12 protein-coding genes are annotated in these 14,323 nt (G+C 71.3%); all 12 read left to right on the top strand.

Going from position 1 to position 14,323, the window contains the following annotated elements:
* The first annotated feature begins 135 nt into the window (after positions 1 to 135).
* The 12 genes from carB to rpe all read left to right on the top strand — a co-directional run bounded on the left by carB (position 136) and on the right by rpe (position 14,323).
* Positions 136 to 3,477 carry a carbamoyl-phosphate synthase large subunit gene (carB, locus tag ACFSXZ_RS07640; RefSeq protein ID WP_378262684.1) on the top strand — a complete coding sequence of 1,114 codons (3,342 nt, stop codon included), beginning with the start codon at positions 136 to 138 and terminating at the stop codon, positions 3,475 to 3,477.
* A gap of 61 nt (positions 3,478 to 3,538) precedes the next feature.
* Complete coding sequence (gene pyrF, locus ACFSXZ_RS07635) at positions 3,539 to 4,399, top strand: orotidine-5'-phosphate decarboxylase (RefSeq protein ID WP_378262682.1); 861 nt, start codon at positions 3,539 to 3,541, stop codon at positions 4,397 to 4,399.
* 118 nt (positions 4,400 to 4,517) lie between these two features.
* Positions 4,518 to 4,835 carry an integration host factor, actinobacterial type gene (mihF, locus tag ACFSXZ_RS07630; protein WP_378262680.1) on the top strand — a complete coding sequence of 106 codons (318 nt, stop codon included), beginning with the start codon at positions 4,518 to 4,520 and terminating at the stop codon, positions 4,833 to 4,835.
* Positions 4,836 to 4,846: 11 nt separating this feature from the next.
* A complete protein-coding gene (gene gmk, locus ACFSXZ_RS07625) occupies positions 4,847 to 5,446 on the top strand; it encodes a guanylate kinase (protein ID WP_378262678.1) in 600 nt (199 codons plus the stop codon).
* A 17-nt stretch (positions 5,447 to 5,463) separates the two neighbouring features.
* Positions 5,464 to 5,736 (top strand): DNA-directed RNA polymerase subunit omega, encoded by a 273-nt coding sequence (gene rpoZ / locus ACFSXZ_RS07620; RefSeq protein WP_378262676.1) that lies wholly within the window; start codon positions 5,464 to 5,466, stop codon positions 5,734 to 5,736.
* Entirely contained in the window at positions 5,729 to 7,018 is a 1,290-nt protein-coding gene (gene coaBC / locus ACFSXZ_RS07615; RefSeq protein ID WP_378262674.1) for a bifunctional phosphopantothenoylcysteine decarboxylase/phosphopantothenate--cysteine ligase CoaBC, read from the top strand. Before rpoZ ends, coaBC begins: the two co-directional genes overlap by 8 nt.
* Positions 7,019 to 7,041: 23 nt before the next feature.
* Positions 7,042 to 8,256 carry a methionine adenosyltransferase gene (gene metK / locus ACFSXZ_RS07610; RefSeq protein ID WP_378262797.1) on the top strand — a complete coding sequence of 405 codons (1,215 nt, stop codon included), beginning with the start codon at positions 7,042 to 7,044 and terminating at the stop codon, positions 8,254 to 8,256.
* Positions 8,257 to 8,301: 45 nt separating this feature from the next.
* Positions 8,302 to 10,344 (top strand): primosomal protein N', encoded by a 2,043-nt coding sequence (locus ACFSXZ_RS07605; RefSeq protein ID WP_378262672.1) that lies wholly within the window; start codon positions 8,302 to 8,304, stop codon positions 10,342 to 10,344.
* A gap of 58 nt (positions 10,345 to 10,402) precedes the next feature.
* On the top strand, positions 10,403 to 11,074 hold the full coding sequence (locus tag ACFSXZ_RS07600) for an MOSC domain-containing protein (protein WP_378262670.1): 672 nt from the start codon (positions 10,403 to 10,405) through the stop codon (positions 11,072 to 11,074).
* Between the two features lie 100 nt (positions 11,075 to 11,174).
* A complete protein-coding gene (gene fmt / locus ACFSXZ_RS07595) occupies positions 11,175 to 12,101 on the top strand; it encodes a methionyl-tRNA formyltransferase (protein ID WP_378262668.1) in 927 nt (308 codons plus the stop codon).
* 25 nt (positions 12,102 to 12,126) lie between these two features.
* Positions 12,127 to 13,551, top strand: coding sequence for an RsmB/NOP family class I SAM-dependent RNA methyltransferase (locus ACFSXZ_RS07590; RefSeq protein WP_378262666.1), 1,425 nt, complete (start codon positions 12,127 to 12,129; stop codon positions 13,549 to 13,551).
* A 91-nt stretch (positions 13,552 to 13,642) separates the two neighbouring features.
* Entirely contained in the window at positions 13,643 to 14,323 is a 681-nt protein-coding gene (rpe, locus tag ACFSXZ_RS07585; RefSeq protein WP_378262664.1) for a ribulose-phosphate 3-epimerase, read from the top strand.

Below are 14,323 nucleotides of genomic sequence, written 5' to 3'. Positions count from 1 at the left end.
CGGCCGAACCCGCCCCCGAAGGTACCGGATCTTGGGGGCAGGGCTCCCACCGCAGCAAAGTGAGTGAAAGCATCTTAGGAGAGCCCTGGCCACAAGATCGGGTGGGCGGGTTCCGGAAAAGCACAGAGGAAACCCATGCCGAAACGCAACGACATAGCCCATGTGCTCGTGATCGGGTCCGGCCCGATCGTCATCGGCCAGGCCGCCGAGTTCGACTACTCCGGGACGCAGGCCTGCCGGGTGCTGCGGGCCGAGGGACTGCGGGTCAGCCTGGTCAACTCGAATCCGGCGACGATCATGACCGACCCCGAGTTCGCCGACGCGACCTACATCGAGCCGGTGACCCCGGAGTTCGTGGAGAAGGTCATCGCCGCGGAGGCCGAGCGCGGCCGGCCGGTCGACTCCGTGCTGGCCACCCTGGGCGGGCAGACGGCGCTCAACTGCGCGGTCGCCCTGCACGAGCGGGGAGTACTGGAGAAATACGGCGTCGAACTGATCGGCGCGGACATCGACGCGATCCAGCGTGGCGAGGATCGCCAGAAGTTCAAGGACATCGTGCGCACGGTGGGCGCCGACGTGCCGCGCAGCAAGGTGTGCCACTCGATGGCGGAAGTGCGCGAGACCGTCGCCGAACTCGGCCTGCCGGTGGTGATCCGGCCGTCGTTCACCATGGGCGGGCTCGGCTCCGGCATGGCGCACACCGAGGAGGAGCTCGAACGGCTGGCGTCCTCCGGGCTCGCGGAGTCCCCGGTCACCGAGGTGCTCATCGAGGAGAGCGTGCTCGGCTGGAAGGAGTACGAACTCGAGTTGATGCGCGACCGGCACGACAACGTCGTGGTGGTCTGCTCGATCGAGAACGTCGACGCGATGGGCGTGCACACCGGGGACTCGGTGACCGTGGCCCCGGCGATGACCCTGACCGACCGCGAATACCAGCACATGCGTGACGTCGGCATCGCCGTGCTGCGCGAGGTCGGCGTGGACACCGGCGGCTGCAACATCCAGTTCGCGATCAACCCCGCCGACGGGCGCATGGTCGTGATCGAGATGAACCCCCGCGTGTCGCGGTCGTCGGCGCTGGCGTCGAAGGCGACCGGGTTCCCGATCGCCAAGATCGCCGCGAAACTGGCCATCGGTTACACGCTCGACGAGATCCGCAACGACATCACCGGCGAGACCCCGGCCTCGTTCGAACCGGCGCTGGACTATGTCGTGGTGAAGGTGCCGCGGTTCGCGTTCGAGAAGTTCCCGGGCGCGGACCCCGAGCTGACCACGACGATGAAGAGCGTCGGCGAGGCGATGGCGCTCGGCCGGAGCTTCCCCGAAGCGCTGGGCAAGGCGATGCGGTCGATCGACACGAAGGCCGCCGGGTTCTGGACTCGTCCCGATCCGGAGGACGCGACGATCGAGTCGACCCTGGAGGAGCTGAAAACGCCGCACGACGGCCGGCTCTACGCGGTCGAGCGGGCGCTGCGGCTGGGCGCGACCGTGGCGCAGGTCCACGAGGCGAGTGGGATCGACCCGTGGTTCATCGACCAGATCGCGCTGATCGGCGAGGTCGGCGCGCGGGTGAAGGACGCGCCGGTGCTCGACGCGGACCTGTTGCGGGAGGCCAAGCGCACCGGGCTGTCCGACCAGCAGATCGCGGCGCTGCGCCCGGAACTGGCGGGCGAGGACGGAGTACGGGCGCTGCGGCACCGGCTGCGGGTGCGGCCGGTGTTCAAGACGGTCGACACCTGTGCCGCCGAATTCGCCGCGAAGACGCCGTATCACTACTCGGCCTACGAATTCGACGCCGACGCGGCGGAATCGGAGGTCGCGCCGCAGCCGGAGAAGCCGAAGGTGCTCATCCTCGGCTCGGGACCCAACCGGATCGGGCAGGGCATCGAGTTCGACTACTCGTGCGTGCACGCCGCGATCGCGCTGCGGGAGGCCGGTTTCGAGGCGGTGATGGTCAACTGCAACCCGGAGACGGTGTCCACCGACTACGACACCTCCGACCGCCTCTACTTCGAGCCGTTGACCTTCGAGGACGTGCTCGAGGTGGTCAACTCCGAGCGGGAGTCCGGCACGGTCGCCGGGGTGATCGTGCAGCTGGGCGGGCAGACCCCGCTCGGGCTCGCGCGACGGCTGGCCGCCGCCGGGGTGCCGATCGTCGGGACACCGCCGGAAGCGATCCATCTCGCCGAAGACCGGGGCGCGTTCGGGGAGGTGCTCGGCGACGCCGGGCTGCCCGCGCCGAAGTACGGCACCGCGACCTCGTTCGACGGGGCCAAGCGGATCGCCGACGAGATCGGCTACCCCGTGCTCGTCCGGCCGTCCTACGTGCTCGGCGGCCGCGGCATGGAGATCGTGTACGACGAGGCTTCGCTGGCGGGCTACATCCGGCGCGCCACCGAGGTCACGCCCGAGCACCCGGTGCTGGTGGACCGTTTCCTCGACGACGCCATCGAGATCGACGTGGACGCGTTGTTCGACGGCGAGGAGCTCTATCTCGGGGGCGTGATGGAGCACATCGAGGAGGCCGGGATCCACTCCGGTGACTCCTCCTGCGCGCTCCCGCCGATCACGCTCGGCCGCCAGGACGTCGAGGCGGTACGGGTCTCCACCGAAGCGATCGCCCGCGGGGTGGGCGTGCGCGGCCTGCTCAATGTCCAGTACGCGCTCAAGGACGACGTGCTTTACGTCCTCGAAGCCAACCCGCGTGCCTCGCGGACCGTGCCGTTCGTGTCGAAGGCGACCGGAGTGGCGCTGGCCAAGGCGGCCTCGCTGATCATGACCGGTTCCAGCATCAAGGAACTGCGGGCACGCGGCGTGCTGCCCGCCGACGGCGACGGCGGGCAGTTGCCCGCGGATTCGCCGGTGGCGGTGAAGGAAGCCGTGCTGCCCTTCCACCGCTTCCGCACGCCGGAGGGCGCCGGGGTCGACTCGCTGCTCGGCCCGGAGATGAAGTCGACCGGCGAGGTGATGGGCGTGGACGTCTCCTTCGGCAAGGCCTTCGCCAAGTCGCAGTCGGCCGCCTACGGGTCCCTGCCCACCTCCGGCCGGGTGTTCGTCTCGGTGGCCAACCGGGACAAGCGGGCGATGGTGTTCCCGGTCAAGCGGCTGGCCGATCTCGGGTTCGAGATCCTCGCGACCTCGGGCACCGCGGAGGTGCTGCGCCGCAACGGCGTCGGCTGCACGGTGGTGCGCAAGCACACCGAAGCGGGCGCACCCTCCGGGATCGACGGGCCGAACATCGTCGAGGTGATCCTCGACGGCGGGGTGGACATGGTGATCAACACCCCGTACGGCAACAGTGGCCCGCGCATCGACGGCTACGAGATCCGCACCGCGGCGGTCTCCCGGGACATCCCGTGTGTCACCACGGTGCAGGGTGCCGCGGCGGCCGTGCACGGCATCGAGGCGCTCATCCGCGGCGACATCGGGGTGCGGTCGCTGCAGCACCTCCAGGCGGCGCTGCGGGACAAGGCATGACACCCCTTGTGTCAATCCGCGGCTGTCAAGGCGACCACAGTGACATCGCGGAGGAACCAGCATGAGCGGCACGGCGGTGAGCCACACGGGCGAAAACGGGAGCCCGGAGATTACTCCGTTCGGCCGAAAGCTCGCCGGCGCGATCGCCGCGCGGGGGCCGCTGTGCGCCGGAATCGACCCGCATCCCGGGCTCCTGGACGCCTGGGGGCTGCCACGGAATGTGCATGGAATGGAAAATTTCGCCTTGAAAGCGGCGGACGCCCTGGCGTCCGAAGTGGCGGTCATCAAGCCGCAATCGGCGTTTTTCGAGGCCTTCGGAGCCGCGGGCATCGCGGTTCTGGAGCGGGTGGTAAGGCATGCCCGTTCGGCCGGCGCGCTGGTCCTTCTGGACGTCAAACGGGGGGATATCGGGTCGACCATGACCGCTTATGCGAGGGCCTATCTCGGCGGCGAAAGCGCGCTCGACGCCGACGCGATCACCGTCTCGCCCTACCTCGGGTTCGATTCGCTGGACCCGGCGCTGCACGCGGACGGCAAAGGGGTCTTCGTGCTCGCCCGCACCTCCAACCCCGAGGCGTCCCGGCTGCAAAATGCCTTGCTGGACAATGGAAAGACGATAGCTCAGTCCATTGTGGACCAGGCCGCCGGCCGCAACGCGGGTGCCGGCCCACTCGGTGACGTCGGCGTCGTCGTCGGTGCCACCATCCCGCCAGGCGAACTGGATCTCGGCGAGCTCAACGGGCCGATCCTGGCCCCGGGCTTCGGCGCGCAGGGCGCGACCGTGGCCGATCTGCGCGCGCTGTTCGGCCGGGACCTCACCGGCGTGCTCGTGGCCTCGTCACGCGACCTCCTCCGGCACGGCCCCGGCGCCGCGGAGCTGCGCGACGAGGCGCGACGGATTGTCTCGACACTCGCCGGATGAGGGCTAATATCAGGCCCCGCAATCGGAACAGACCGGCCACCCCCGCATTGTGGCCGATGGCCAGGGGTGGGTACCGTCGCGTCACCCACCCAGAATTTTGAGTATTACGGAGGAAAACGTGGCACTTCCCCAGCTGACCGAGGAACAGCGCAAGGCGGCGCTGGCGAAGGCCGCTGCCGCCCGCCGTGCCCGCGCCGAGCTCAAGGAGCGCCTCAAGCGGGGCGGGACCACCCTGACCGATGTGCTGAAGCAGGCCGACGAGGACGAGGTCCTCGGCAAGATGAAGGTCTCCGCCCTGCTCGAAGCACTCCCCGGGGTCGGGAAGGTGCGCGCCCAGCAGACCATGGAGCGTCTGGAGATCGCGCCGAGCCGGCGGCTGCGCGGCCTCGGTGACCGGCAGCGCAAGGCGCTGCTGGCCGAGTTCAGCGGCGAGTGAGCGACGTCAGAATGGCAGCGGCAGGTGGGCCGGAGCCGGTGCGGGAGACCCCCCGCCGGCGACGGCTCACCGTCGTTTCCGGCCCGTCCGGGGTGGGCAAGTCCAGCGTGGTGGCCCAGTTGCGGCTGCTCAGGCCCGAGATCTACTTCAGCGTCTCGGTGACCACGCGGCCGCCACGGCCCGGCGAGGTCGAGGGGGAGCACTACCACTTCGTGGACCGCGCCACCTTCGCCAAGCTGGTCGAGGCCGGTGAGCTGCTCGAACACGCGGAGTTCGCGGGCAACTGCTACGGCACCCCGCGCGCGCCGGTGGAGCGGGCACTGGACCAGGGGCGGCCCGCGGTGCTGGAGATCGAACTGCAGGGGGCGCGGCAGGTACGGGCGGCGATGCCCGACGCGCGCCTGGTGATGCTGGTCCCGCCCTCGTGGGACGAACTGGTCGGCAGACTGACCGGCCGCGGCACCGAGCAGCAGAGCGCGGTCGAGGCCAGGCTGGCCGAGGCGGAGCGTGAACTCGCCGCGGCGGGCGAGTTCGACGCGCGGGTGGTGAACGCCGACGTGCGAGTCGCCGCGCAGCGGTTGTTAGACTTGATGGAACAAGACTTCAGCTGATTTCAGGAGCAACACGAGTGAGCGCAGCGCTGGGTATCCATGGCGAGGAACTCGAAGGCATCACCAACCCGCCGATCGACGACCTGCTGAGCAAGGTCTCCTCCAAGTACGCGCTGGTGATCTACGCCGCCAAGCGTGCCCGCCAGATCAACGACTACTACGCCCAGCTCGGCGAGGGCCTGCTGGAGTACGTCGGCCCGCTGGTCGAGCCGGGCCCGCGCGAGAAGCCGCTGTCGATCGCGCTGCGCGAGATCCACTCGGGCCTGCTCGAGCACACCGAGGGTGAGTGACGCTCCCGGCGACGCCGGAGCGGGCCGCAAGCCCCGCATCGTCCTGGGGGTGGGTGGCGGGATCGCCGCCTACAAGGCCTGCGAGGTCCTGCGCGGACTGACCGAAACCGGTCACGATGTCCGCGTCGTGCCCACCGAGGCCGCGCTCAACTTCGTCGGCGCGGCCACTTTCGAAGCCCTGTCCGGGCATCCGGTGCACACGGGCGTGTTCACCGAAGTACCCGAAGTCCAGCACGTGCGCATCGGCCGCGAAGCCGATCTGGTGCTGGTCGTGCCCGCGACGGCGGACCTGCTGGCCCGCGCGGCGCACGGACTGGCCGCCGACCTGCTCACCGGCACCCTGCTCACCGCCCGGTGCCCGGTGGCGTTCTTCCCGGCCATGCACACCGAGATGTGGGAGCACCCCGCCACCAGCGACAACGTGGCGCTGCTGCGCTCGCGGGGCCTGTTCGTCGCCGAACCCGCTTCGGGACGGCTGACCGGCGCCGACACCGGCAAGGGCCGCCTGGCCGACCCCGGCGAGATCGTCGAACTGGCCCGGCTGCTGCTCGCCGAACCGGCCGCCCTCCCGCGTGACCTCGAAGGCACGCGGGTGGTGGTGACCGCGGGCGGCACCCGTGAGCCCCTCGACCCGGTGCGCTACCTCGGCAACCGCTCCTCGGGACGTCAGGGCTACGCGCTCGCGCGCGTCGCCGCCCAGCGGGGCGCCGAGGTGACCCTGATCGCGGGACACACCGCGGACCTGCCCGACCCGGCCGGAGTGACGGTGCGGCACGTGTCCACGGCCGAGCAGTTGCGCGTCGCCACGCACAAAGCCGCCGCCGATGCCGGGATCGTGGTCATGGCCGCGGCCGTGGCCGATTTCCGCCCGGTGGACGTGGCGGCGCACAAGATCAAGAAGACCGACGACGCGAGCGCTCCGGTGATCACCCTGACCCGCAACGCCGACATTCTCGCCGAACTGGTGCGTGACCGGGCGCCCGGCGCCCGGCGGCCGGTGATCGTCGGCTTCGCCGCCGAGACCGGTGACGAGGACGGCTCGGTGCTCGAGCACGGCCGGGCCAAACTCCGGCGCAAGGGTGCTGACCTGCTCGTCGTCAACGCGGTGGGCGATGGCCTGGCTTTCGAGGTCGAGGACAACGCGGGCTGGCTGCTGGCCGCGGACGGGGCGGAGACGCCTATCCCACTGGGCTCCAAAGCGCAACTGGCGGTCGCGGTGTGGGACGCGGTCACCGCCTTCATCCGGCATCAGGGCGATTTCCCGTCGGGCTCAGTACGCTGAAGGCGACCGTGCCCGAGTTCAAGATGGGGAGTGACGAGCCCGTGATCGAAAACAGCCGCAGGTTGTTCACGTCCGAGTCCGTGACGGAGGGACATCCGGACAAGATCTGCGACGCGATCAGCGACTCGGTGCTGGACGCGCTCCTGGCCAAGGACCCGAGGTCGCGGGTGGCGGTGGAGACGCTGATCACGACGGGCCAGGTGCACGTGGCCGGCGAGGTGACCACGGATGCCTACGCCGACATCCCCACGATCGTGCGGGAGAAGATCCTCGAGATCGGCTACGACTCGTCCGCGAAGGGCTTCGACGGCCGCTCGTGCGGCGTGAACGTGGCGATCGGCTCCCAGTCGCCGGACATCGCGCAGGGCGTCGACGCGGCCTACGAGGCCCGGCTGGAAAACGCGCTCGACGACATCGACCGGCAGGGCGCCGGGGACCAGGGCCTGATGTTCGGCTACGCGTGCTCGGACACGCCGGAGCTGATGCCGCTTCCGATCGCGCTGGCGCACCGGTTGTCGCGGCGGTTGTCGCGGGTGCGCAAGGAAGGCGTGCTGCCCTACCTCCGGCCGGACGGCAAGACCCAGGTGACCATCGAGTACGCGGCGGACCAGCCCGTGCGGCTGGACACCGTGGTGGTGTCCACCCAGCACGCCGAGGGCATCGACCTGGACACGATGCTGGGGGTGGACGTCCGCGACCAGGTGGTCACGCCGGAGCTCGAGGCGCTGACCCTGGACACCTCCGACGTGCGGCTGCTGGTGAACCCGACCGGGCGGTTCGTGGTCGGCGGCCCGATGGGCGACGCCGGGCTCACCGGCCGGAAGATCATCGTGGACACCTACGGCGGAATGGCCCGGCACGGCGGTGGCGCGTTCTCCGGGAAGGACCCGTCGAAGGTGGACCGGTCGGCGGCCTACGCGATGCGCTGGGTGGCCAAGAACGTGGTCGCGGCAGGCCTGGCCTCCCGCGTCGAGGTGCAGGTGGCGTACGCGATCGGCAAGGCCTCGCCGGTCGGGCTGTTCGTGGAGACCTTCGGCACCGAGGAGGCCGATCCGGTCAAGATCCAGCACGCCATCACCCAGGTGTTCGACCTGCGTCCGGCCGCGATCATCCGGGACCTGGACCTGCTGCGCCCGATCTACGCGCAGACCTCCGCCTACGGCCATTTCGGCCGTCCCGAGCTCACCCTGCCCTGGGAGGACACCGACCGCGCCGAAGCCCTGCGCTCCGCGGTCTGAGAGTTCCCCGGTCCGCTGTCGGAGGTCTCTGGTAGAGAACACGGTGTGAGCGGGCCCGAGACGACTCCCCTGTGGGATCTGCCCGCGGCGAAACGCGCCGCGGGCCGGCCTGCCGCGCGCAAAGGACAGCAGCGGCCCGCCGCGCGGGATCCGATCGCGCGGGTGGTGGTGGACGTTCCGCTGGCCCACCTCGACCGCACCTTCGACTACCAGGTCCCGGACAAGCTGGACGAGGCGGCGGTGCCCGGATGCCGGGTCCGGGTGCGCTTCGCCGGGCAGCTCGTCGACGGCTTTCTCCTTGCGCGAACCGACACGACCGCCCACGAAGGGCGGCTGGCGTTCCTGGAGCGCGTGACCTCCAGCGAGCCGGTGCTCGGCGAGCGGCTCGCCGCGCTCGCGCGCGCCGTCGCGGAACGCTACGGCGGCACCATGATCGACGTGCTGCGGCTGGCCGTCCCGCCCCGCCACGCCAAGGCCGAGGGCGAGCCCGCTCGTCCGCCCGCCGCTCGTCCCCCCGCGCCGGAAAGCACCGGATGGCCGCGCTATCAGCGGGGCCCGGCACTGACCGAGGCGTTGCGCGGAAGCAGGCAGGCCCACGCGGTGTGGCAGGCGCTGCCTGGCGAGGACTGGCCGGCGCGGCTCGCGGAGGCGGCGGCGCTGGTGGCGTCGGCCGGACGGGGAGCGCTGCTCGTGGTGCCCGATCACCGGGACCTCGCCCGTCTGCACGCCGCGTGCGCCCGGCTGGTCGGGGAGGACGCGGTGGTCGCGTTGTCCGCCGATCTCGGGCCCGCGGAACGGTACCGTCGGTGGCTGGCGATCTCGCGGGGCAGCGTGCGGGTCGTCACCGGCACCCGCGCGGCGATGTTCGCCCCGGTCGCCGACCCCGGCCTGTTCGTGGTCTGGGACGACGGTGACGACCTCCACGTCGATCCCCACATGCCCTACCCCCAGGTCCGTGACGTGCTCATGCTGCGCGCGCACGCCGACGGGGCGTCGTTGCTGGTCGGAGGCTTCGCCCGGACGGCCGAGGCGCAGGTGCTCGTCGAGTCGGGCTGGGCGCATCCGGTGATCGCCGCACGGGAGGAACTGCGTGCGGCGGCGCCGAGAGTGACCCCCACCGGCGAGGACTTCGATCTCGCGCGGGACGAGGCCGCTCGCGCGGCGCGGCTGCCCGCGGTGGCTTTCGAGGCGGCACGGCAGTCGCTCGGCGCGGGGGCGCCGGTACTGGTGCAGGTGCCACGGCGTGGGTACGTCCCGGCGCTGGCGTGCGACCGCTGCCGGACACACGCGCGCTGCCGCCGGTGCGCCGGTCCACTGGGGGTGAAGGCCGGGCAACAGGCGAGCTGCCGGTGGTGCGGGGCCCCCGAGGCGGCGTTCCGGTGCCCGGCCTGCGGTTCGAACCGGTTGCGGGCGGTGGTCATCGGTTCGAAGCGGACCGCCGAGGAACTCGGCCGTGCCTTCCCCGGCGCGGCGGTGCGCACGTCGGGCGGGCACGAGGTGCTCGCCACGGTGCCGGACGGGCCCGCGATCGTGGTGTGCACCCCGGGAGCGGAGCCGGTCGCCGAGGGCGGTTACGGCGCGGCACTCCTGCTGGACGGCTGGGCGTTGCTGGGCCGGCAGGATCTGCGCGCGGCCGAGGAGACGCTGCGCCGGTGGATGGCCGCGGCCGCCCTCGTGCGCCCGGCGCGGGAGGGCGGGCGGATCGTCGTCGGAGCCGAGGCGGGCCTGGTACCGGTGCAGGCGCTCGTTCGCTGGGACCCGGCCTGGCATGCCGCACGCGAGCTGGCCGAGCGCCGCGAGCTGGGATTCCCGCCCGCGGTGCGGATGGCCAGCGCGGAAGGCACGCCGGACGCCGTCGCCGCGATGCTCGACGAGCTCTCGCTACCGCCGTCGGGTGAGGTGCTCGGCCCGGTCCCGCTCGGCGAGGCGGATGGCGACGGGAACGAGCGGGAACGGGCCCTGATCCGCGTCCCCCGGGCCGACGGCAAGGCACTGGCCGCCGCGCTCGCCGCCGCCCAGGCACGCCGTGCCGCGCGCAAGGAACCGTCGCCGGTGCGTGTCCAGCTCGACCCGCTGGAGCTGATCTGACCGGGGTTCCCGGGAAAAGCGTTTCCGGGAGTCGATCACGGCCGGTACCGTCCTGGGCGTGCCGTTCTTGTTGTCGGTGAATCTCGGTGCGGCGAGCCCGACCACGCATTCGGAGATCGGTGTGACCGGGATCGACAAGAAGCCGGTGACGGACCCTGTCGAGGTGCGTGCGCCGGGCGCCAAGGGCGCCGGGGACAGCGGACTGGCCGGTGACCGGGTCTGTGACCTGCGGCATCACGGCGGGAACGATCAGGCTGTTTACGCCTACGCGCGCGAAGATCTCGACGGGTGGGAGGTCGAGTTGTCCCGGCCCCTGCCGTGCGGAGTCTTCGGGGAGAACCTGACCACCGCCGGGATCGACGTCACGGGTGCGCTGATCGGCGAGCGCTGGCGGGTCGGTGCCGATCTCGTCCTCGAGATCGCGGAACCCCGGATTCCGTGCCGGGTCTTCGCCGGATGGCTCAGCGAACGTGGCTGGGTCAAGACCTTCACCGCGAAGGCGGTGCCGGGGGCTTACCTGCGGGTGATCGAACCGGGCACCATCCAGGCCGGGGATCGGATCACCGTGGTGCACCGTCCGGCGCACGACGTCACGATCAACCTGGCCTTCCGCGCGTTGACGGCCGAGAGCGCGCTGCTGCCGCGCTTGCTCGTCGCCGACGCGCTTCCGGAAGAAGCCAGGCAACGAGCCCGCCGCCGCGCGCCGATCGCGTTGGACGACTCCGCCTGAAGCGAAGGCCCGTCGCGGAGGGTGTGTCGCGGGAGCCGGCCAGGCGCGGCTCTAGACTGGCTGGGATGTACTCCCAGTCTCGATGTGCCAAGGCGTGCTGATGCGCCTCGTCTTCGCCGGTACCCCGGAACCCGCCGTGCCATCCCTGCGAGCTCTGCTCGATTCTCCCCGGCATGAGGTCGTCGCGGTGGTGACCCGGCCGGACGCCCCGGCCGGGCGTGGGCGCGGGCTGGTGCGTTCCCCGGTCGGCAAACTCGCCGACGAACACGGGATCGAGGTACTGACCCCGGCCAAAGCGGGCGATCCCGCGTTTCTCGACCGGCTTCGCGAATTGGCCCCGGACGCGTGTCCCGTGGTCGCCTATGGCGCGTTGCTGCCGCAGCGCACGCTCGACATACCCCGCCACGGCTGGATAAACCTGCATTTCTCCCTGTTGCCCGCGTGGCGGGGCGCGGCGCCGGTGCAGGCCGCGGTCCGCGCGGGCGACGAGATCACCGGCGCGTCCACCTTCCGGATCGTCCGCGAACTGGACGCCGGGCCGGTTTTCGGCGTGGTGACCGAAAAGGTCGGGCCCGCCGACACCGCGGGTGTCCTGCTGGACCGGCTCGCCCGTTCCGGCGCCCGGCTTCTGGTGTCCACAATGGACGGAATCGCGGACGGGACACTCGTCGCGGTCGACCAGCCCGGCCATGGCGTCACCTATGCTGGAAAGGTCACCGTCGACGATGCCAGGGTCCACTTCTCCGAATCCGCCGTGGCGGTGGACCGGCTGGTGCGCTCGGTCACCCCGGAACCCGGGGCCTGGGCGGAGTTCCGCGGCGAGCGGTTCAAACTCGGCCCGGTGTCCATTGTGGACGAGAATGCGCTTCCTCCGGGCGAGCTGAGGGTGGAACGCAAGCGCGTGCTGGCCGGCACCGGCACCCAGCCGGTCCTTCTGGGCGAAGTCCAGGCCCAGGGCAAGAAACGGATGGCGGCCGCGGACTGGGCCCGGGGCACGCGGATCGAGCCGGGGGAACGGCTGACGTGACCGCCTTCGCGAAGGAAGAAAAATCATGAGTCCGCAACGCGAACGGAGGCCGTCACGGCCGGACCGTGACAGGCCCGCCCCGCGCAAGCAGGGGCCCCGGCGCCCGCCTGCCGAAGATCCCGCCCGGCGGGTGGCACTGGACGTGGTCCGCGCCGTCCGTCAGCGGGACGCCTACGCGAACCTGGTGCTGCCGGAGTTGTTGCGCCGCCGCCGGATCACCGGCCGCGACGCGGCGCTGGCCACCGAACTGGCCTACGGCTGTGCCCGCGCGCAGGGCCTGCTCGACGAGGTGATCGGTGCCTGCGTCGACCGCCCTCTGTCCTCAGTGGATGGTGCGGTGCTGGATTGCCTGCGGCTGGGGGCCTATCAGCTCCTGCGGACCCGGATCCCGGAACACGCGGCGGTGGCCGCGACCGTCGATCTGGCCCGTGCCGACGCGGGATCGCCCGCCTCCGGTTTCGTCAACGCGGTGCTGCGCAAGGTGTCGCAAAAGGACGAACAAGGCTGGCTCGCCGAGCTCGCCCCGGACCGCGACGCCGATCCGATCGGGCATCTCGCGCTGCGCACGGCGCACCCACGCTGGGTTGCCCGTGCGTTCGCGGAAGCGTTGGGGGACAAGGGCGAAGACCTTCAGGCCGCGCTCGAAGCCGACGACGCCCGGCCCGCGGTGCACCTGCTCGCCCGCCCCGGCGAGATCAGCGCGGAGGAACTGGCCGCGATCACCGGTGGCGACGTCGCTCCCTATTCGCCTTACGGAGTCCGCCTGCCCGCCGGCGGCGGGGACCCGGCCGATTCGGAGCCGATCCGGGAGAAGCTGGCCGCCGTGCAGGACGAGGGCAGCCAGTTGTGCGCCCTGGCGCTGACCCGGGTGCCGCTCGACGGTCCCGACGAGCGCTGGCTCGACCTGTGTGCCGGACCGGGCGGCAAGGCCGTCCTGCTCGGGGCGCTGGGGGCGATCTCCGGTGCCCGGCTCGACGCCGTGGAGCGGGCGCCGCACCGGGCCCGTCTGGTGGAAGAGGCCACCGAAGGGCTTCCGGTCACCGTGCACGTCGCCGACGGACGGGAACCCGAGCTCGAACCCGGCTTCGACCGGGTGCTGGTGGACGCGCCGTGCAGCGGCCTCGGCGCGCTCCGCAGGCGTCCTGAGGCGCGCTGGCGGCGCCAGCCCTCCGATGTGGCGGAACTGACGAAGCTCCAGGGTGAATTGCTGGCCTCCTCGCTCGGGCTGGTGCGCCCCGGCGGAGTGGTGGCCTATGTCGTTTGCTCGCCGCACCTGGCCGAGACCGAAGGTGTGATAGCGCAAGCCCTCCGCCGCGGCGACGCCGACGCCTTGGACACCCGGGAGTCCTTTCCTGGTGTGCCCGCGCTGGGCGACGGCCCCTTCGTCCAGCTGTGGCCGCACCGGCACGGCACCGACGCGATGTTCTGCGCACTGTTGCGCCGCCGATGAGCGGGGTACCGGTGATGCCTTGGGAGACCTGGAGTCCAGCAGCCGGACGCCACGGCATCCCGGTGCGGGTGTTCTCCTACACTGCGTAATCATGGCTCATCGACCGCTGATCGCGCCCAGCATCCTGTCCGCCGACTTCGCCCGGCTGGGCGAAGAGATCGAGGCCGTCGCGGGGGCGGACTGGGTCCACGTCGACGTCATGGACGCGCATTTCGTGCCCAACCTGACCCTCGGGCTGCCGGTCGTCGAGTCGCTGCTCAAGGTGAGCGACCTGCCGCTGGACTGTCACCTGATGATCGAGGACCCCGACCGCTGGGCGATCGGCTACGCCGAAGCGGGCGCCTACAACGTGACCGTGCACGTCGAAGCCGCCCACGATCCGGTCATGCTCGCCAAGAACCTGCGGGCGGCCGGGGCGAAGGCGGGCCTGTCGGTCAAGCCGGGCACGCCGCTGGAGGACCACCTCGACACCCTCAAGCACTACGACACGTTGCTGGTGATGTCGGTCGAACCCGGCTTCGGGGGCCAGTCGTTCATTCCGGACGTCCTGGACAAGGTGCGGACGGCCCGGCGGCTGGTGGACACCGGGCACCTCAAACTGGTCGTGGAGATCGACGGCGGGATCAACGCCGAGACCATCGAGCAGGCCGCCGAAGCGGGCGTCGACTGCTTCGTCGCGGGGTCCGCCGTCTACGGCGCCGAGGACCCGGCGAAGGCCGTCGAGGCGCTGCGGGCGCGGGCCTCGGCGCATCAACCGACCACAGCACCCTAG

The sequence above is a fragment of the Amycolatopsis pigmentata genome (assembly GCF_042684065.1).
GTDB lineage: Bacteria > Actinomycetota > Actinomycetes > Mycobacteriales > Pseudonocardiaceae > Amycolatopsis_E > Amycolatopsis_E pigmentata.
The sequence above is the reverse complement of the archived record's forward strand: the minus strand, read 5'-3'. Positions and strand labels throughout refer to the sequence as shown.